Source organism: uncultured Methanobrevibacter sp. (genome assembly GCF_902801725.1).
Lineage (GTDB): Archaea > Methanobacteriota > Methanobacteria > Methanobacteriales > Methanobacteriaceae > Methanocatella.
In genome coordinates, this window is the sequence record NZ_CADCJB010000003.1 from 49891 (window position 1) to 69037 (window position 19147).

At 31.2% G+C, this 19147-nt stretch carries 20 protein-coding genes; 9 read left to right on the forward strand and 11 right to left on the reverse strand.

Annotated elements, in window-relative coordinates; genetic code table 11:
* Positions 1–43: 43 nt before the first annotated feature.
* Genes recJ through QZV68_RS00980 form a run of 5 tightly spaced genes read right to left on the reverse strand, consistent with a single transcriptional unit; the run spans position 44 to position 4699 of the window.
* Positions 44–1450, reverse strand: coding sequence for a single-stranded-DNA-specific exonuclease RecJ (gene recJ / locus QZV68_RS00960; RefSeq protein ID WP_296877705.1), 1407 nt, complete (start codon positions 1448–1450; stop codon positions 44–46).
* Between the two features lie 5 nt (positions 1451–1455).
* Positions 1456–1725, reverse strand: a complete 270-nt coding sequence (locus QZV68_RS00965; RefSeq protein WP_296877707.1) for a signal recognition particle subunit SRP19/SEC65 family protein — start codon at positions 1723–1725, stop codon at positions 1456–1458.
* 8 nt (positions 1726–1733) lie between these two features.
* Positions 1734–2828 (reverse strand): UDP-galactopyranose mutase, encoded by a 1095-nt coding sequence (gene glf / locus QZV68_RS00970; protein ID WP_296877709.1) that lies wholly within the window; start codon positions 2826–2828, stop codon positions 1734–1736.
* 4 nt (positions 2829–2832) lie between these two features.
* Positions 2833–3936 carry a glycosyltransferase gene (locus QZV68_RS00975; protein WP_296877710.1) on the reverse strand — a complete coding sequence of 368 codons (1104 nt, stop codon included), beginning with the start codon at positions 3934–3936 and terminating at the stop codon, positions 2833–2835.
* Entirely contained in the window at positions 3929–4699 is a 771-nt protein-coding gene (locus QZV68_RS00980; protein WP_296877712.1) for a uroporphyrinogen-III synthase, read from the reverse strand. Before QZV68_RS00980 ends, QZV68_RS00975 begins: the two co-directional genes overlap by 8 nt.
* Before the next feature lie 338 nt (positions 4700–5037).
* On the opposite strand from QZV68_RS00980, the gene QZV68_RS00985 reads away from it, so the two are divergent.
* From QZV68_RS00985 to QZV68_RS01000, 4 genes are all read left to right on the forward strand, one after another.
* Positions 5038–5235 (forward strand): hypothetical protein, encoded by a 198-nt coding sequence (locus tag QZV68_RS00985; protein ID WP_296877714.1) that lies wholly within the window; start codon positions 5038–5040, stop codon positions 5233–5235.
* Complete coding sequence (locus tag QZV68_RS00990) at positions 5235–5597, forward strand: DUF2283 domain-containing protein (RefSeq protein WP_296877716.1); 363 nt, start codon at positions 5235–5237, stop codon at positions 5595–5597. The genes QZV68_RS00985 and QZV68_RS00990 overlap by 1 nt, the downstream gene beginning before the upstream one ends.
* Positions 5598–5728: 131 nt before the next feature.
* Positions 5729–6193: a flavodoxin gene (locus tag QZV68_RS00995; RefSeq protein WP_296877718.1), complete on the forward strand. Its 465-nt coding sequence runs from the start codon at positions 5729–5731 to the stop codon at positions 6191–6193.
* Positions 6186–6701: a flavodoxin family protein gene (locus QZV68_RS01000; RefSeq protein ID WP_296877720.1), complete on the forward strand. Its 516-nt coding sequence runs from the start codon at positions 6186–6188 to the stop codon at positions 6699–6701. Before QZV68_RS00995 ends, QZV68_RS01000 begins: the two co-directional genes overlap by 8 nt.
* 31 nt (positions 6702–6732) lie before the next feature.
* Here the strand turns inward: QZV68_RS01000 and QZV68_RS01005 are convergent, their stop codons facing one another.
* From QZV68_RS01005 to QZV68_RS01025, 5 genes are all read right to left on the reverse strand, one after another.
* Complete coding sequence (locus QZV68_RS01005; protein WP_296877722.1) at positions 6733–8271, reverse strand: hypothetical protein; 1539 nt, start codon at positions 8269–8271, stop codon at positions 6733–6735.
* Positions 8272–8494: 223 nt separating this feature from the next.
* A complete protein-coding gene (locus QZV68_RS01010) occupies positions 8495–9490 on the reverse strand; it encodes an acyltransferase (protein ID WP_296877724.1) in 996 nt (331 codons plus the stop codon).
* A gap of 6 nt (positions 9491–9496) precedes the next feature.
* Complete coding sequence (locus QZV68_RS01015; protein ID WP_296877726.1) at positions 9497–10924, reverse strand: flippase; 1428 nt, start codon at positions 10922–10924, stop codon at positions 9497–9499.
* 122 nt (positions 10925–11046) lie between these two features.
* Positions 11047–12081, reverse strand: a complete 1035-nt coding sequence (locus tag QZV68_RS01020) for a glycosyltransferase family 2 protein (RefSeq protein WP_296877728.1) — start codon at positions 12079–12081, stop codon at positions 11047–11049.
* 108 nt (positions 12082–12189) lie between these two features.
* Positions 12190–13230, reverse strand: a complete 1041-nt coding sequence (locus QZV68_RS01025) for a phosphorylcholine transferase LicD (RefSeq protein ID WP_296877730.1) — start codon at positions 13228–13230, stop codon at positions 12190–12192.
* A 444-nt stretch (positions 13231–13674) separates the two neighbouring features.
* Between QZV68_RS01025 and QZV68_RS01030 the strand changes: the two genes are divergently transcribed.
* From QZV68_RS01030 to QZV68_RS01040, 3 genes are read left to right on the forward strand one after another with little or no spacing between them, the layout of a single operon-like run.
* Positions 13675–14514 (forward strand): phosphorylcholine transferase LicD, encoded by an 840-nt coding sequence (locus QZV68_RS01030; RefSeq protein ID WP_296877732.1) that lies wholly within the window; start codon positions 13675–13677, stop codon positions 14512–14514.
* Between the two features lie 30 nt (positions 14515–14544).
* Positions 14545–15513 carry an NAD(P)H-dependent glycerol-3-phosphate dehydrogenase gene (locus QZV68_RS01035; protein ID WP_296877734.1) on the forward strand — a complete coding sequence of 323 codons (969 nt, stop codon included), beginning with the start codon at positions 14545–14547 and terminating at the stop codon, positions 15511–15513.
* A gap of 13 nt (positions 15514–15526) precedes the next feature.
* Complete coding sequence (locus QZV68_RS01040; protein ID WP_296877736.1) at positions 15527–16222, forward strand: 2-C-methyl-D-erythritol 4-phosphate cytidylyltransferase; 696 nt, start codon at positions 15527–15529, stop codon at positions 16220–16222.
* A 29-nt stretch (positions 16223–16251) separates the two neighbouring features.
* On the opposite strand, the gene QZV68_RS01045 is transcribed toward QZV68_RS01040, so the two are convergent.
* Positions 16252–17085 carry a phosphorylcholine transferase LicD gene (locus tag QZV68_RS01045; RefSeq protein WP_296877739.1) on the reverse strand — a complete coding sequence of 278 codons (834 nt, stop codon included), beginning with the start codon at positions 17083–17085 and terminating at the stop codon, positions 16252–16254.
* A gap of 278 nt (positions 17086–17363) precedes the next feature.
* Here QZV68_RS01045 and QZV68_RS01050 point away from each other — a divergent pair, with 278 nt between their 5' ends.
* Positions 17364–18071, forward strand: coding sequence for a bifunctional 2-polyprenyl-6-hydroxyphenol methylase/3-demethylubiquinol 3-O-methyltransferase UbiG (locus QZV68_RS01050; protein ID WP_296877741.1), 708 nt, complete (start codon positions 17364–17366; stop codon positions 18069–18071).
* 11 nt (positions 18072–18082) lie between these two features.
* The coding region (locus QZV68_RS01055; RefSeq protein WP_296877743.1) for an alanine--glyoxylate aminotransferase family protein at positions 18083–19147 on the forward strand (1065 nt) is incomplete at its 3' end.

A 19147-nucleotide genomic window follows, 5' to 3' on the forward strand; every position in this document is an offset into this window, starting at 1 on the left:
AATTGCTATGATTATATATTTATTCAAGTATATTTAAATATATTTAGTTTGTAAGTTGACCTGTTAATTTTTCATTGAATAATTCAATAAATTGACATTTATTTTCAACAGGTATGTATGCTCCGCATGCCATTGCATGCCCTCCACCTGTGCCGCCAACTTCTCTTGAAATTTCACGGATTATGTTTCCGAAATGTATTCCATCATAGGAAAGTAATCTGGAACATCTGAGTGAAACTTTAAGTCCTTCATCATCGGTTTGCGTAAAGCCTATAACTGGTTTTTTCCAGTTGCAGTATCCTAAAATCATTCCGGTAACTGTTCCAACAATTTCAGGCTTGATTCCTGTTCCGTCAAAGTATTGGAGATTTTCCAGTTCAATGATATTTGTTTCATCGCTTTCTGCAATCTGTGAAATTGAAGTTGCCAGATTATATCGGTGGGTTTTGCTGATTGCCTCCAATTGATCCAAAGCTTCGATTCTGTCTCCCTTTAGAACTTCCATTGCCACTTTTTCTTCATGATTCCTGCCGCATGCATTCATAGCAGTTGAAAATTCAGAACCATCCCTTAAAAAACTGTCTTCATCCTCTTTTAGGAATGTATATGAGTCTCCAATAATCAATTGGGGGATATATTTGATATATCTTCCTGGAACGACTTTGGAAATCATTTCAACCAATTTTTGGTACAGTTTAACCTTTTCATCCATGGTAAGTTCATTTAATGTTTTCCTCTTGTGTTTTTCATCTATGCCCAATTCTTCTAGAATAGCCATGGTTTCAGCGGTGTTGTTTGTGATTGGCAGTTTGACGTCGCTGAAATATGAAAGTGCGACGAATAGTGGGCGGGTATTTCTTCCATAGATGTTGATGTCGTTTTCAGTTAGTTCAAGATATCCTCCATCGACAGCATCCTTTTGAATAATCTTGTTTAGGCCTTCAAAATGTCCTGTTTTTGTATTTTGCATATCTCCGATGGCTGAAAGAACTCCAATCCAACTTAAGTCATAGTAACCGAATTCTTTAGCTAAAAAGTAACATAGTCCGCCACCGCAGACATAATATGACCCGTCAATGCCGTGATGAATAGGATTGATTTCAAGATATGTGTAATCTTTGTTGTCCTTGTAGTCAAGGTCTCTTAATGGGGGGTGGTGGTCCAGTATAATTATTTTTTGACCTTCTTTGGCTTTCGTATCAATTCTCTGACCTGATCCCAAATCTGAGAAGATTGTCAGCTCATGGTCCAATTCTATATCGTCCAAAACATCAAGATTAACAAAATCGATGTCATGAACTTTATTTTGTCTGTCAAGGATGGTTGATAATATTGCGCCTGAACAGATACCGTCACAGTCAATATGTGAGTATATCTTAATGTCGGAGGAGTTTTCAATAATTTCCTTTGCATTTTTGTACTGTTCAGACATTGATTGTGGTATTTCCATAGTAATCAGTTTCTTATTTCTTTAATTTTCAAGCTTATTTCACGGATAAGTTCCAATTTGGTCTTATCCCATTCTACCAGTACTCTTCCGGATTTTTCATACCATTTTCCAGGATATGAAAATTCCTTTTGCACACTATATTTTAAATTGAGTCTTTTAAGTGCAGTTTCAATGTCTTTGACTGTCGGTTCGCTAACGCAATCGTTTTTGGCGATTTTGCGGCCTTCAGAAAGACTTAAGTTTTTATCTATATATTGTGGCCATACAGTAATCATATTTTCACCTATTTAATTTGATTTTCAAAGATGTCCAATGCATCTCTGACAACTAAATCCATATTGTAATATTTATATTTGGCTAATCTTCCTGCAAATATTACATTTTCTTCTTTTTCCATTTCAGCTTCATATAATTTGAATTTATCAAGATATTCCTGTGTCGGATAAGGATAACATTTCTCACCGTTGAATCCAGGATATTCTCTCATGATGGCAGTTTTTCCTTCCACATCCTGCCAGGTCAATTTCTTGAATTCTGTAATTCTTGTAAAGTAAGGGTCATTTGGGTAGTTGACTACAGCAACATCCTGGAATGAATCTTTATCTAAAATTTCATATACAAAGTTCAAGCATCTATATAACAGTTCTCCGTATTTGTAATCGTAAAAGTAATCAATTGGACCGGTATATATTAGGGTTTCATAATTTATCTTATCAATGTAATCCTTATAATCTGATTTGAGACCTATGTGGATATTGTCGCTTTTTGCCATATTTTCACACATTTTGGTGAAACCCTCTTTAGGCATTCCCTGATAGGTGTCTGCAAAGTATCTGTCGTCATGATTGAATCTGAACGGAATTCTTGAAATGACGCTTGAGCTTAAGTTGGCGGCTGATGTTCCCCATTGCTTTTCGGTGTAGTTTTTAAATAATTTTTCGTAAATGTCACGACCAGCATTTTTCAAAACCACGTCTTCTGAGGATTTCACCTCATCGATATCTTCTTTGTGGTCATCAATCCATTTGCGCATTGAGTCTTCATCCAAATCCAAATCGTATAACGCATTTAGGGTATCGATGCAGATTGGCATAGGCACGAGTTTTCCATCAACGCAGCTTAAGACCCTGTGGACATAATCGTTCCATTCAGTAAATTGTGAAAGGTAATCGTGGACTTTCTTGTCGTTTGTATGGTAAATGTGAGGTCCGTATTTTTGAATTAAAATTCCGTTGTCATAAAAATCATATACGTTTCCTCCGATGTGGTCTCTCTTTTCAATGACAAGGACTTTCTCATCCAACTCATTTGCAATTCTTTCAGCTATTGTCAGTCCTGAAAGGCCGGCGCCTACAATTACATATTTATAATCAGCCATCTTTTCACTCCTTTGAAAGCTGTATTTTTGACTCAATTGCAGTTGTCATTGAGCTTAACAGCATTCTTGTTTTAAAATCTGTTTTGTGAATCTTTTTAAGTTTATTTACCTTGCTCAATAATAGTTTATTCTCTTCTTTTGTAAACGGTGAAGTCTTCCAGGTGTGCATCCAGTGAAGCAGATGCGGATTGACGGATACGTTTTGCACATCCTTTGAAAAACCTTCAGTACATTCTCTGCAGTAAATGTATGACTCCATAAGCTCATCGAGAAGCCTTACATTGACGTTATTTGTAATGGACTTGTCATCAGGCAAATCACGAATGTAATAGTCATAGGATATGAAGTTGTTTAAATATACGATTCCTTTTGAGTTTAAAAGGGCTTCTAATGTAAATGCTAGGTCATCTCCGGAAACGAACTTCTTGAAACGGATATTGTTGTCCATTATCAGTTCTCTTCTATAGATTTTGCACCATACTGAAGGCTGCATTTTCAGCATGTCCGGTTCCTCTTCGATATTGTCAACATGGATTATGTCGATTGGCTTGTCTCTCGGATATGTCTTTTCTATTGTTTTTCCGTAAAGGACCCTTTCGACAACATTGTCCCAAATGACGTCAGGAATGTCCAGAAAGTTTGCACTTTCAAACTTTTCGCCGGGATATGCACTTTCCAGATTATCCAAATACGGGGAATATGATTTTTGAACATATCCTCCATATTCAAATATTCTTCTAAACCTTCCGAATGCCATATCTGCGTCGTATTTTTTGATGGCATTGTATAATGTTTCACATGCATCCAGTGTGTATCTGTCATCGGGATCTAAAAACATTATGTAATCGCCGGTAGATGCTTCAATGCCGGTGTTACGTGGTGTGTGAGCACCGCCGCTGTTGGTTTCATGATGGATTGCAACACAGCAATCATATTTTTCAGCATATTCGTCGATTACCTTATCTGATCCATCTGTAGAGCAATCGTTAACCATGATTATTTCCAGGTTTTCATTTCCAATTGTTTGGTTTATAAGAGAGTCGATTCCACCTCTAAGATGGTCTCCAACATTAAAAATTGGCAGGATAATGCTTATTTTTTCATTCATTTTCTTCCCTCCAAGTCTTAAATAATAATTCCATCATGTCTGGAACTGTGTAAGTGTCTGGGTAAATGTAGGCAATATTATATTTTTCAAGGACTTTTGCTGTAATCGGGCCAATGCAGACAACTAACAGATTGTCATTTAACAGTTTTGCAAGTTTTTCTTTGTCATCGGCTATCTGGAAGAAATTTTCAACAGTCAAGGGGCTTGTAAAAGTGATTGCATCAATTTCCTTATTCTCAATTTTTTGTATCAGTTCCTGCACCGCATTTTCATCCATGGGGAACAATGATTTGTATGCTTCAGCTAAAATTACTTCATTTCCAAGTTTTTCAAGTTCCTGCGGAAGTATTGGCCTTGCAGATGCGGTTCTTGGAATGCCGATGATTTTATCGGTGATTTCACGTTTTTTGAACTCTTCAATCAGACCTTCAGCTGTAAAATCATTTGGCATCAAGTCAACAGTTAATCCATTTTTTTCAGCCAACTTTCCGGTTTTATTTCCAATTACTGCTAATTTGCAGTTTAAAGTCTGAATAAAATCAGGATAGAATTTATTCAATGAAACGATGGTTGTTGGAGATGTAAATATAATCCAGTCAAGTTCATCTTTTTTGGATACCAGATATTTTAGAGATTCTGTGTTGACAGGCTCCAAATCAAGTGTCGGTGCAAGTATTGCACTTCCACCTAGTTTTTCTACAATCTCACAAGCCTTTTTTGCCCTATCCTTTGGCCTTGTTATTGCAACAACAGGTTTTGACATTTTATATTACCTTCATTAATTTATAATATTATATGTTTTGTTTTTATTTGTTTATAATGTTTGTTACTTTGGTTTATTTTTAAAATTGATTTGACATTGTAAAATTGCTTTGATTTTATTAAATTGATTATATATTAGTTAATTTAAGTTATAACTGTAAAAAATTATATATTTATGGAAATACAAACTATAATTTGCCTTTTAAGAAATTTTGAGGTGAATATATTGATTATGATATTAATTATTTGATCGAAGTTTTAAATAAAATAAAGAATAATCCATATGGGATAAGGCATACCAACCATTATTTAAAAAAATCAGCATATCGTGGTGTTGATTTGAATTGTGTATCTAAAAAATTATTGTCTGAAGTCCCAGTTGGTATTCAAAAGACTTTAGGATATGGTAATAGATTCGAATTAATTTTTGAATACAAGAAATATGAGGATTTATATATTGTTGTGGATATAATTAATTTTAATGAAGTATCTATTATTACTGTAATTCCTAAAGACATTCAACGGAGGAAGCATTAATGAAATCTAAATTGGATTATGTATATGATTATGAATATGATTTAATGGATATTACTATTGATGAATCTTTTAGATATGATAAATCAATAGATATAACTAATGGAATTATATTGGATTTAGATGTAAATGGTTTTCCTGCTGCATTAGAAATAATTAGCGCTTCAAAAATATTTGGGATTGATAAACAAAATCTTATTTCTCCTAATATTGATTTGGCCATTATTATTAGTGATGATTTAATTTGTATTGAATTGAAATTTACTTATTTTGTTTCTAAACACGAACAAGATGTCTGTTTTAAGCATAATCTTGCTAATAATTATGGGATTCCGGCAATGGAGACAGTTTTTTCTACTGCTTAATTTTTTTTAACGTCTATTTAATTAAAGCTATTTTCCATTTAATTGGCTCAAATATTTTACCATAAACAGTAATTGTTGCATATGTAAACAATTATATAATATAATTGTCTTATTTTTAAATAGGTGATAATATGAGCAATGTATTGATAACATATTTCTCAGCAAGTGGAGTAACAAAAAGCGTAGCGGAAAAGATAGCAGATGAAAACGGCTATGATATTTTTGAAATAACTCCTGTGGAAAAGTATACTGCAGCAGATTTGGATTATATGGACAAAAATTCAAGGTCAACAATTGAAATGAACGATAAGAGTTTCAGACCTCCAATTGCCGAAACATGTGATGTTTCAGGCTACGATGTTGTAGCTATAGGTTTTCCTGTGTGGTGGTACACCGCTCCGACAATAATCAACACATTCATAGAAAGTGTTGACCTGAAAGGAAAGACAATTAAGGTTTTCTGTACATCAGGAGGATCAGGCGTTGACAAGTGCGTAAGCGACCTTCAGGATGCATATCCAGAGCTTGACTTTGCAAAAGGTATGAGATTCATGGGAAATGTCTCTAAAGCAAGGGAGTGGATTGAGGATGAGTAAAAAAGTAGTAATCATAAGTTCATCTCCCAGAAAAGGCCAAAATTCAGATACATTATGCGATGAATTTTTAAGGGGCGCTCAGGATGCAGGCCATGATGCAGTCAAGTATTTCCTTGAAGACATCGAGTTTTCATCATGCAAGGCATGCTACAAATGCAAGACTCCCGAAATGAAGTGCTTTCAGGATGACGGCATAGCAAAAATTCTGGACGACATGATGGATGCTGATGTGATAGTCTATGCGACTCCAGTATACTACTATGAGATGTGCGGAACACTAAAAATGTTTTTCGACAGGTGCTATCCGATATTTAGACATTTGGAAAACAAGGATTTTTATATAATTTTGGCTGCAGGAAGCAGTTGTGGGGATGCACTCACAGGACTTAAGAGTTTCATAGGGTTTGCCAAAAATCCAACAATAAAAGAAGTGTTTGAAGTCTTGGGAAATGCAAAATCACAAAAAGATATTTTGAAAAAAGTATATGATGCAGGTTTGAACTGCTAAAAATAAAAATTAGGAAAGATATCAATCTTTCCTATCCTTTAAATGGATTTGAACTGTCATAAGTCTTGCCGTTGACGGTTAGCTTGTAGCTGCCGTAGTCAATTTTGCCGGATACTGCTAGGGATGATAGTGAACTGTCACCAGTCAGTGTCCAAGTGGATCCGTCAGCAACATTGACAGTAGTGTTTCCGGTTGAGTTGACGGCGCCTTTGAATTCGGTATTTTTCATGGTCCAGTTCAGGGAACTGATATTGTCAACAATAACATTTCCATCTATTTTTTCATTGTCTGTGTTTAACTCAGCAGTTCCTCCGTTGGAGCCGGTTGTTCCCCATTGGTTTTGGCTTGAAACTTCTAAAAATGTTTGGCTTCCAAAGCTCAATTCAGTATTTTTCAAATCAATTACACAGGCTGTATTGGTTACATGAAACATAGGAGCTTCTTTGTAAACTGATGATTCCTTTGGAATTGTGAGCTTTGAGTTTTCAGAGCTGAAGTGGGATGTTCCGACATCAGCGTCACCGCTCATTGATTGATAGATGAATATTCCGCCTAAATCAACGTAAGCATCACCATCTTTTCTGTTACCTTCACCATAACCTGTCAAATCAGAGTTTTTCACTTCAATTGAGTTTTTACCTTCGATACACGCTATTTGTGATACGTAAGATGTTCCTTTGGTATTGTCAACGGTAATGTTTCCTGTTGAGTATATTAAAGGTGATCCTCTGCCGCTGGTTTTGCTAACTCCTGTATTGATGTCTGAGTTTTTGACATGCACCTGGCCTTCGCCACGGTCAGTTGCAATGGCAGCGCAACTTTGCCCGTCGGTATTGATTATTACGTTTTCGGCATTGATTTTACCTTTGTATGTTGCATCAAGACCTCTTGACTTGTCTGAATGGGTTGTAATTTTAACATTTTTAATGGTTGCTTGTGTATTTCCGCTCACATCACTCGCACCTGATGGGTCTCCGCCACCGTTTCCAGGAGCTTGGCTGCCTTCACCTGAGGGCATTTCAGGAGGTTGTCCTCCGGCTCCACCTTGTGAGTTGGCACTGCCATTTCCGGTTGCTTCTGGAGGTTGTCCTCCGGCCCCTCCCTGTGCGTCAGACGGTTGGCCACCTTGGGATGAGCCTCCACTGCTTGAGGCATTGGCATTTGTAACAAAAATACCGTTTGAACCTTTTGAATTTGTATTTATTTCAGCATTTGATATGTCGAGAGTACCGTTGGTATTTACCAAAACAGCAGAATTGGCACCATAAAAGTCAGCATCATCACCAGAAGTTGCAGTATCACCTGTTTTGTTGATGATGGAATCGGCTAATTTCAAGGCACCTCCATTTTTAACAAGAATCGCATTTGTGTCTGCAGCATCTGTGTGATATAATCCTTTATTTTCGTCTAAGCTTTTAGAATCAACAACAAGATTTCCTTTGTCTTTGAGTCCATTTGCATCAATACTTACTGAACCGGCAGTTGCCTGATTTGAATTTGTAAAAGCAAATGCTCCAGCACAGATAAGTATTATGATGGCTATGGCTACAATAATTAGCTTTTTGTTCATAAAAGTAATAACTCGCAAGTCATATTTAAGTATTTGGAATATTTTTTATACAGTATCATTATGTCATTAAATTATCAGTATTTTAACATATTCAATGTATTATTGCAGTGGTGTTTCAATCAGACAGTTTAAATATAATTGTTTTGGAGTTAAATGAAAGGTAGCATTGATTCTTTAGTTAAGTTGAAAATGCTACTAATTCATTTATAATGAAATAATATTTTTAAACTCCGCTGAATTTTTTAATATATGGAATTTTGCTGAATACATATGGCAGCAGCCATGATAGGAAAATTGTCAATGCGAACATTACTGGGAATAATAATGTGGAGTGGGGATTATATTTGGCTAAAAACTTAATTACAATCAGATGTGAGAAATACATTCCATAACTGCAAAGACTTATTGAAATAATTATCTTTCCAATGATATTATTTTTCACATGTTTGAATGAGGTTATGTTATCAAGATATTTGATAAACAGATACATTCCAATTCCCATAAATACAATAGGAATATTCTGGTAAATTTCAGAAATGAAATTAATGTTGTTGTAATCGAAATATACGAAAACTGCTAATGAAATTATGAGAATAACAAATCCGATAACACACATCTTTTTGTCATCCAAATCGAATTTTTTAGTGGTTAGATAATAACCTAAAACAGGATATCCTATATAACTTGCAAAGTAATCCAGATTAAAATCGGGGAATAGAGGATATGAATTAAATGTTTTCAGTGCTATTGTAAAAAACCAAATGACTAAGAAATATTTACAGCCTTCCTCTCCGTATTTTTCAATGAATGCATTAATAACGGGAATGAACAGATAAATTCCGATTAAAGTCCAGAAGTACCATGTAATGGACGGATTTCCAATAAATGTGTTCCAAACTTGTGTATAATTCCCATGCATATAAAGAATTTGAGCGGAAATTAAGATAATCCAAAAGATAAACGGATAAATAATCCTTGTAAACCGTCTTTTTAAAAAATCAGAAAGATTATATTCACGATTTAAAAGCAGAGCTCCGCTGATCATTAAAAATATTGGCACACCGATTCTTCCGATGTCGTGGAATGCCATCTGTGCAATTACCTGAGTTTGGGTTGTTAATGGTCCAAAAAAGAAATCAACATGGCATATGATGACTGCGATTATGGCAAATGCTCTTAAAAAATCGTAGTAGAAAATTCTTTCTTTTTTATTTTTCATTGTATCTTATTTTCCTATAATTTGTTTTATAATTAATTTATCATCCTGATCAATTGTTCTTAAAAGGAATATCGCACTAAAGTAGACTATTATGGATACTATCATTGCTATCCATAAATTTAAGTTAAGAGCATATAATGCAATTCCTAAAATTGCTGATGCTGCACATATTTTGATAATATCGTAAATCAGATGTCTATTTGGGAGTTGATTAATCTTTCTAAGCATATATAATTCTAAAAGTAAAATTAAAATTTCACTTAGTACTGTTGAAAAGGATGCTCCGTAAACGGAATACTTCGGAATTAAGAATATATTTAACACTATATTGAAAAGGGCGGCTATTGTATAGATTTTTGTCACGGAATATTCTTGATGAGAAGCATTTAACACCAAAGAGCATGCTCCATTTATAAATAGGAAACAGACAGTCCAAATCAATATCTTTAAAACCCCTCCTGCTTCAATGTACTCTGCTCCATAAATTCCAATCAAATCATATCCGTAAAACATGGCGAATACTGAAATTGGAATTGTAACTAATGTTAAATATTTGATTGATTTGTTAAAGCTAAAGTTTAACATGTCTTTTTCGTTTTTGAATAATTTGCTCATCACAGGGAAAACTACTGATGCATAGATTGTATAGAATAATGTTAAAACGGTAATCAGTTTATATGCTGAGTTATAAAGTCCTGTAGCATATGTTGTTGAAAATTGGGTAATCATCACTAAATCAATTGAATAATAAATAGTGTAGAATAGACCTGTTAATGCAAATGGAAGTCCACCTTTTAATAAAACTTTGTAGAAACTAAAGTCAAAGGATAGTTTAGGAAGTATGGTGTGTTTTTCAAGTGCATAAAGCTCATAAATTAAAGCTATAAAATTGGCGAGAATGTATGCAATTGCAATTCCAGTTAATGCAAAGTCTGTAAATGTAACTATAATGATGAAAATCAATGTCAGTATGTTTATAACTGTATTTGTTATTGCTTGATATTTCAGTTTCTCATGGGCTTGGAATGATGTAAATAAAAGTGAATGGTAAGATTTAATTAAATTTTCAAAAGAAATCAGTAAGGTAATAGTTATTAGTTTACTGTTCCATCCAAGAATTATCAGAGCGAAAAACACTGTTAATATATACAATACAGATAAAAACAACTTTAATGATACTGCATTATCCAAATATTTATGTTCACTCTCAAAATCAGTAGAAATTGCACGAACCAATAATGTTGGAAGTCCAAAGTCAATTATGATTCCAAAAAGAGCGGCAAATGAAACTGCTGAACCAAAAATACCATAATCTGAAGGGCCTAAGTACCATGCAGTAACAATTGTCCAAATAAATGCACAAATGCTAGCAATGATTTGTGAAATCATCATCCAACCCATATTTGCAAATGCCGTTTTAACTTTATTAGCCATTATTTAACCTTTATTTTTCATGTTTTAAATTTATTAGGGAATTAATTTAATTATAAACATAATCTATAATTTTTTTAATTATTTATTAACTATCTTTATAAATTTATTTTTTTATAGTTATTTTATCTGGTTTTTCTATACAATCTTTTTATTGTAGCATTATTATATAATTTAGAATAGATTTCTGAAATGATTATTGCTCTAGTGAAATGGTGTTTTAATATTTGATCATTCATTATTTTTATTTCTTTACGGGGAATATAAATTTCTTCTGGAATTGATTTTTCAAATTCGTATAATTTTTGTATATTGTCCTTTTTGTCTTTTAATTTTAAGTTAGAAAATAATAAAAGTAAACTATATAGGCTAGCTCTAACAGGATGCTTACATCCATATTCACAATCATTAAATAAATTTATAACTTTTTTAGCTCCTTTTAAGAAGTTATTAAATGTTTTTAAATTATGGGTGTGGATTATTGAGTTTTTTGATTCAATAATATTATATTTATATAATATTTCATTTGGGAGTAAAGTAATCCTTTTAGTATTTAATATTAGTTTATAATAAAAATATGCATCTTCAGATAATGAATCTTCCAGGAATCTAATATTTTTATTAATTATGAATTGTTTATTGAAAATTTTTCCCCAAGGTGCAACATTATAATATGTAGTCATATTAAATGTTTGTTTATTCAATTGGGGGTTAATGTTTATTAAATCTGATGTATCATCGCATTCATGTAAAATTCTTACTTTTACCATTTCATTATCTAAGTTCCAATGATGAGAAGCCATGACCATGTCTGAATTTTCATTTGTTATCGTTTTATAGTAAATTTCGAATGCATGCGGGTAATACTCGTCATCAGCATCTAAAAATATTAAATAAGGTGTTGTTGCTTTTTCTATACCAATATTTCTTGGCTTTCCAGGAAATCCAGAGTTTTTATCAAGATGAATACCTATGATATTTTTGTATTTGTGGCAGTATTCTTCAATTATACTTTTAGAGTTATCAGTTGATTTATCATTAACAATGATAACTTCAATATTTTCAAAACCAATGCTTTGGTTGATAATAGAATTAATTGATGTTTTTAATGTTGATTCAGCATTATAAACGGGAATAATTACACTAATTTTATAGTTCATTCAAATCATCTTAAATATATTTAAAACTTATTTTTTTAAATTTTCTAAGCGTTTTACAACTAATTTTCTAATAATCATTAAAAAATTGGATTTCTTACTTGGAATATTTTATTTAAAATTATCGTTAATTTCTTTTAAGTAGTTAATGGCATGCTTAAATGATTCATCCATCTCTTCTTTTGAATTGAATAAAGTTGAGTTATACTCGCCATATCCATGAATTCTAATGTTTCCAGGTATATCCATGAAATTGGTTCCATATAATCGTTTGATAAGTTCTTCGGGTTTATTTGGACATTTAATGTCATATCCTTCAAATTTCATAGTTTTTGTAGGGAAAAAAATATCTTTTTCAAAAACACCCATATCATCAGATGATGATGCGTCAATTCCTTCCGCTATAAAATCTGTTTCATCTAAAGTCAACCCTAACTTTTCAAATCGTTCATTGAATTCTTTTTCAAAAGAAAAATCGGGTTCATGATATAGTTTTCTAAAATAATATTTGTGCCCTAAATAATTTTTGGTGTAATAATCTATGGAATCTTTTTTAATATAATCAAATGGAAAAATATCTAATTTCACCATAGGTTTTAACCATCCTAATTGTAAAAATGTTGATTTTCCTAATTTTGGATCACTACTAAAGTATTGGTCGTGACCTAATTTTTCATCATAAATATTGTTAAAATCTTTAAAATAATTATCTTTAGCATTAATTAAACGGGTAAGAGCACAGTTTTCTTTAAAAAATTCATATTTATTTATTTCTTCTGGAAGAACTTCAATTAATTTGTTATAATCTTCCCTTATCATAATAATGTCAAAATCATCATCCCAAGGTATAAACCCTTCATGTCTAACAGCACCTATTAAAGTTCCATATGCAAGACAGTATTCTAAATTATATTTTTTACAAACATTGTCTATGAATCTTAATAGTTCTGTGTATAATAATTGAATGTCTCTAAGTGTTCCTTCTGTTTGGATATTTGTAGATTTTATTAAAAAGTTTAACATTTCATTTGGTTGGGAAGGAGATGATTTTTTTCTATAAATAAATTTTGATAGTCTCATTGAATATAATAAAATTTTTTCTGATTTTTGAATTATTTTAGGAGATTTTTCATAAAGTTTACCCAAATTCATTATAACGCTTCCATTTTTTTTTATTTTAATTTACTATTATTCCAATTAAGGATAGTTTAATCTTTTAGAAAAATAATCTTGTTAATTATATATTGTATTTCATGTATATTATCCTAATGTATATGAGTAATAGTTTTAATCTTTTGGCATATTATTAATAAGTATGTGGAGCATCATGATATTTTTTTGAGGTGTGTTGTTATCATAGCTCCTTTGGATTATTATTATAATATTGCAAAATATCCATGGATATACTATGTCTATGTAATATAAAAATAACTATTCTTTATGATGAAGGATATCAAAGAAAAATTGGGAGAAACATTTGTTTAAATTAAATATTGCTCAGATTACTTATTGGATTAAAAATCAAATAATACAATTTTAATCGTGTAATTAACACAGAAATAATATTTATATATGATTTTAAATAGATTATAATACATGCGCGTGGGTGAATTTAGGAAATATAGTGATGAAGAAATAAAACATTTACAAGATGTTGAATTAATGATTCTCAAAGATGTTGTAAAAATTTTAAATAAACATAATTTAAACTATTATATGTATGGAGGTTCTCTTTTAGGAACTATAAGACATAAAGGTTTTATACCTTGGGATGATGATATAGATATTATTCTATTTAGAAAAGACTTTGATAAAGCTTTAGATATTCTAAATAATGAATTATCTGATAAATATGATCTTGTTCAAATGGATTATGTTGAGGATTGTTTTGCTTCTTTTGCGAAAGTTTCTCTTAGAAACACTATTTTTAGTCGTTGGTATACTCATTATACAGATTTTGATTTAGGAATTCACATTGATATATTTACATTAGATAATGTTCCTAAAAGCGATTTTTTAGGTAAATTGCATCATGTTGCATATACTTTTTGCTATCAATTTGTCATTAATTCATGTATTAAATTTGACATGTATACAAAATTCAGAACAAAATTACATAATGCGGTATATGATACTTTGAATTTTATTCCGATAAATAAGAAGTTTTGGAAAAAATTACTTAAAAAAGAAATGACTTTTTTTAATTATAATGAAACTGAAAGGGTTGTTGATTGTTGTAATCTCGCAGGATATATGGCTTATAACAGAAATGATTTTGAACCTGCAATCAATACTAAATTTGAAGATTTTGAAGTTAGAATTCCGAAAAATTATGATAAAATTTTAACTCAAATTTATGGGGATTATATGAAAATTCCTTCAGAAGAGGATAGATATAATACTGCTCCGGATATTCTTGATTTTGGAGAGTATTAATTTTTATATTAAAAAATCAAATATTAAATCATGTTTTCTAATATAGGTGTTGTCGGTGCGGGTGCTATGGGAACAGCTATTTCCCAAACTGTTTGTGAAAATGCTCAAAATGTTTTATTATATGCTAGAAGGGAAGATGTTGTTCATCACATAAATGAAACACATGTTAATAAAGATTATTTTCCAAATATTCGTTTACAAGATAATATTATAGCAGTCAATGATTTAAATGAATTAAAAGATGCAGAAGTAATCTTTTTAACTTTACCTTCATCTACTATTAGAAGTGTTACTTCCAAATTAAAAGATATCATTTCGGATGATTGTATTCTTGTGAGTACTGCTAAAGGTTTAGAAAAAGAATCTAAAAAAAGGATGACCGAAGTTATTGAAGAGGAAACTGGCAGTCCTGCTGCAGTATTATCTGGACCCAATATTGCTTCTGAAATGGTTGAACGCACTTTTTCTTCAGCATCAATTGCTTGTAAAAATAAGCAGTGCCTTGATAAAGTTAAAAGAGCATTAGCAACTTCTAAATTCAAAGTTTCTGCATGTGATGATGTTGTTGGTGTCGAATATTGTGGAGTAATTAAAAATGTTATAGCTATTTCCCAAGGAATTTGTGAAGGTATGAAGGTAAATGATAATGCTCGATTTTCCGTCTTTACAAAAACCTATAAAGAAACAAAGGAATTAATTGAAAAATTTGGAGGCAATCCAAAAACTGTTGATGATTATTGTGGTTTTGGGGATATAATCACTGCTTCAACTTTAAATGTGAGTAGAAATCATACTTTAGGTGTTTTATATGGTCAAAAAATTGTAATTGATGAAGAGGCATCGGGGATTCTTTTTGAAGGAAAGAATACAATTATTATAATGAAAGAATTATGTGATAAATATAATATTGAATGTGCAACTGTAGATTTTACTTATGATGTAATTATTGATAAGATAAATCCAAAAAATGCATTTGAGAAATTTTGGGATAAATTATAATGGTGATGATTTTATGATTTGTGCGGCTATGTTGGCTGGAGGTATTGGGAGTAGATTAAAACAAGATAAACCTAAACAATTTGTTAATATTAATCATAAGCCTATTTTAGTTCATTCAGTTGAAACATTCTTAAATGTTAAAGAATTTGATAAAATTATTGTATCTTCTCCAAAAGAATTCATCGACATGACAAAAGATTTGATGAACAATTATTTCCCCAAAAATGATAAAATTGTAGTTATTGAGGGGGGTTCTACTCGTAATGAAACAATTTTGAATTCTATTCAGTATATGAAAGATCAAAATTGTGAAAAAGATTCTATTTTAGTAACTCATGATGCTTCAAGGATATTTGTATCTGAAAAATTAATTGAAGAAAGTATTAAAGGTTCCCTTGAAGTGGGCGCCGCTAGTGCAGTGATTCCCGCTACAGATGTTATTTTTGAATCTAAAAAAGAAGGGCAACTTACTGATATTCCTTTAAGAAAATATTTATTTCATGCACAAACTCCTCAATCTTTTAATATTGATAAATTCTTAAAAATTTATGAAGATTTGTCAGAAGATGAAATAGCTCTGTTGGATGAAGCTATGATGCTTTTCTATTTAAGGGGAGCTAATGTAAAATTATTCAATGGAGATCAGGGTAATTTTAAAATAACTCGTCCTTTTGATATTACATTGGCTGAAACTATTTTTAAAGAGTAGTTATGCTTTTTTATGAAATATTTTTTTGTTTAATATTCTCCAAAGTCAATTTCTTCCGGAGCAGGTCTGAATCTAGATTCTTCAGGTGGCAACTCCATATACTCTCCGTACTCCATTTTTAGTATTTTGTCATAATTATTTGGAATATTAACTTCAATATCTTCAAATTTAACTTTTTTTAAAGGAAACCAATCGGTTTTAAAAGAAATTGGCATTATTCCCGAAGAAGGAAAATCGCATACCTCTTCACAGTTTTCATTTTGATATTGGGTGAATGATTTAATGCATTTTTTTCTAATAGTATATGGAGATATAGGAAGTATTTTTATTGTGTAATGGACTGTTCGCTGAATTATTTGTTTTATTTTAGAATCGTTTTCATATTTAATTGAAGAATAAAATGTTAACATATTTAAAAAATAACATTTCCATCTATGGATAAATCGTTTAAATTTGTTGTTTGGAATATTATCTAAAATAAAAATATCAATATAAATGTTTGGAGTATAATCGACTTGATCTGCCCACCATTCTTTGAAAAGAGTATTTTTTAGCATTAATCTTCCCCAAGTGTGATAATATGTTTCTTCATTTAAACAATTCATGAATCTGAATCTGTTGTCAATGTTTTTTTCAAAGATTTTATTTAATTTTTCAAAGTCTTCTCTAAACATGATTACATCGATATCATCGTCCCACGGTATATATCCTTGATGTCTCAAAGCTCCAATTAAAGTGCCACCATACATAAAATAGGTCAAATTGTGTTCTTCACAAATTTCTATGAGATATTTTAAGATTTTCATGCTGACTTGCTGTTGATGTTTTAGGGTTTCATCATCATATTTTTTTTCTTTAATCATGTTTATTTTCCTTTATTTCTTAATTTATTAATTAATTATCCTAATAAATTATATTTTAAGATGTTTTAAAAATTTCTTTTTTTTATATATTATATATTGTTATATAGTTTTTTTTTAATAAATATTACTTGCTAATGAGCATTATTTTTTTTAATATCTTTATTATAATAAAATTTAATAAAGAGTTAATTTAAATATATTATATTAATTAGATAATTATATACTCTATTTGATTAGTTGCTAATTAAATAATTATAATAATGAATAAAGGTGTTAAGATGTCTAGATTGTACGGCGATAAAGAAGATATTAATGCGGATAAAGTAAAAGATTTTTTTAACAAAAGAGCAAATAAAGATGTGGAAAGTGATTATTCTATTGTTTTGTTCCAAGATAAGGAAAATTCTGAACAAAGACATGAAGAGGAAAAAAAGATTTTCCATGACAACATTGATGTTTCAGGAAAAAAAGTTCTTGAAATTGGTTGTGGAATAGGAAGATGGGTTGAAGCATTGCATGATAAATGTGCTTCCTATTTAGGTTTGGACTTTTCAGAAGAACTTTTGGAAATTGCTGAAAAAACTTATGGTTATGATAACTGCAAATTCCAATTAATGTCTGCTACAGATATAAAAGTAGATGAACTACTGATTGAACCTCCATTTGATGTAATAATATTTTCCGGATTTTTAATGTACATCAATGATGATGACATAAACATTATAATGGATGAAGTCAACCAAATAGGTGCTGAAGACAAAATAATATTTGCTATGGAACCTACTTCATGCATGGAGACTAGATTAACCCTTAAAGATTTCTACTCTGATGGTTTGGAATCTGATTATAGTGCAATTTATAGAACTGAACAAGAATATTTGGACTTTTTCAAACAATTAAACTGCAAAGAAATGCGCACTGGTCATCTTTTTGATGATTTAAGTGATCATAGTGAAACAAATTATATGTTTTATGTAATCGGATAAAAGGTGTTTTGATGTTAAATTTTGCATTAGGACCTGTCATGAGCAGTGACTTAATTTTAGAAGTAGGGTCAAAACAAACACCATATTTCAGAACTCCTGAATTTTCCAAAATAAATTTGGAAAATGAGCAATTGATGAAAGAGCTTCTTAATGCTGGTGATGATTCAAGAGCTATCTTTTTAACAGGGTCTGGAACTTCGGGTATGGAAGCTACTGTTATGAATGTTTTCAATGAAGAGGATAAAGTTTTAATTGTCAATGGAGGAGGTTTCGGTCAAAGATTCGTTGACTTATGCAAACTACACAATATTGACTGCGAGGATATCAAACTGGAATTTGGGCATTGCCTAACACGTGAAAAGTTATATGAATATGATGGTAATGATTACACTGCATTTATAGTAAATATCTGTGAAACCAGTTCAGGGGTATATTATGACATTAACTTAATCAGTGAATTTTGTAAAAAAAATAATCTATTATTAGTTGTTGATGCAGTCAGTTCATTTTTAGCCGATGATTTAAACATGGTTGAACATGGTGTTGATGTCGTAATAACTGGATCTCAAAAAGCTTTAGCATGCCCTCCAGGAATCGCTATCATTGTGTTGTCCGAAAATGCAATTAATCGTGTAGAAAAGAATTCATGTAAATCCATGTATTTTGATTTTGAAGACATGCTGATAAATGGTATTAGGGGTCAAACTCCTTATACACCAGCAATCACAATCATATTGCAGCTTAATGCTAGGTTGAATCAGCTTAAAAATGATGGTGGCATTGAAGCTGAAATCAAAAGAATATCTGATTTGGCTGAAGACTTTAGAAATAAGATTACAGAATTTCCATTTGAAGTTAAATCCAATTGTTTATCAAATGCCGTAACAACAGTTCACTCTAAAGAAAAAATTGAAGCTAATATTGTTGAAATCTTAAAAAATGAGTATGATATATGGGTCAGTACTGCCAGAGATGATTTATCCGAGACCATGTTATTTAGAGTAGGTCATATGGGAGACTTGACTCCAAAAGACAATGATACATTAATAGAAGCACTTAGAGATATACAAAAAAGA

Excerpts from the sequence above, each read along its gene's own strand:
- recJ (WP_296877705.1), bottom strand. The coding sequence starts at position 1,450 with ATGGAAATACCACAATCAATGTCTGAACAGTACAAAAATGCAAAGGAA.
- QZV68_RS00965 (WP_296877707.1), bottom strand. The coding sequence starts at position 1,725 with ATGATTACTGTATGGCCACAATATATAGATAAAAACTTAAGTCTTTCT.
- glf (WP_296877709.1), bottom strand. The coding sequence starts at position 2,828 with ATGGCTGATTATAAATATGTAATTGTAGGCGCCGGCCTTTCAGGACTG.
- QZV68_RS00975 (WP_296877710.1), bottom strand. The coding sequence starts at position 3,936 with ATGAATGAAAAAATAAGCATTATCCTGCCAATTTTTAATGTTGGAGAC.
- QZV68_RS00980 (WP_296877712.1), bottom strand. The coding sequence starts at position 4,699 with ATGTCAAAACCTGTTGTTGCAATAACAAGGCCAAAGGATAGGGCAAAA.
- QZV68_RS00990 (WP_296877716.1), top strand. The coding sequence starts at position 5,235 with ATGAAATCTAAATTGGATTATGTATATGATTATGAATATGATTTAATG.
- QZV68_RS00995 (WP_296877718.1), top strand. The coding sequence starts at position 5,729 with ATGAGCAATGTATTGATAACATATTTCTCAGCAAGTGGAGTAACAAAA.
- QZV68_RS01000 (WP_296877720.1), top strand. The coding sequence starts at position 6,186 with ATGAGTAAAAAAGTAGTAATCATAAGTTCATCTCCCAGAAAAGGCCAA.
- QZV68_RS01005 (WP_296877722.1), bottom strand. The coding sequence starts at position 8,271 with ATGAACAAAAAGCTAATTATTGTAGCCATAGCCATCATAATACTTATC.
- QZV68_RS01010 (WP_296877724.1), bottom strand. The coding sequence starts at position 9,490 with ATGAAAAATAAAAAAGAAAGAATTTTCTACTACGATTTTTTAAGAGCA.
- QZV68_RS01015 (WP_296877726.1), bottom strand. The coding sequence starts at position 10,924 with ATGGCTAATAAAGTTAAAACGGCATTTGCAAATATGGGTTGGATGATG.
- QZV68_RS01020 (WP_296877728.1), bottom strand. The coding sequence starts at position 12,081 with ATGAACTATAAAATTAGTGTAATTATTCCCGTTTATAATGCTGAATCA.
- QZV68_RS01025 (WP_296877730.1), bottom strand. The coding sequence starts at position 13,230 with ATGAATTTGGGTAAACTTTATGAAAAATCTCCTAAAATAATTCAAAAA.
- QZV68_RS01030 (WP_296877732.1), top strand. The coding sequence starts at position 13,675 with ATGCGCGTGGGTGAATTTAGGAAATATAGTGATGAAGAAATAAAACAT.
- QZV68_RS01035 (WP_296877734.1), top strand. The coding sequence starts at position 14,545 with ATGTTTTCTAATATAGGTGTTGTCGGTGCGGGTGCTATGGGAACAGCT.
- QZV68_RS01040 (WP_296877736.1), top strand. The coding sequence starts at position 15,527 with ATGATTTGTGCGGCTATGTTGGCTGGAGGTATTGGGAGTAGATTAAAA.
- QZV68_RS01045 (WP_296877739.1), bottom strand. The coding sequence starts at position 17,085 with ATGATTAAAGAAAAAAAATATGATGATGAAACCCTAAAACATCAACAG.
- QZV68_RS01050 (WP_296877741.1), top strand. The coding sequence starts at position 17,364 with ATGTCTAGATTGTACGGCGATAAAGAAGATATTAATGCGGATAAAGTA.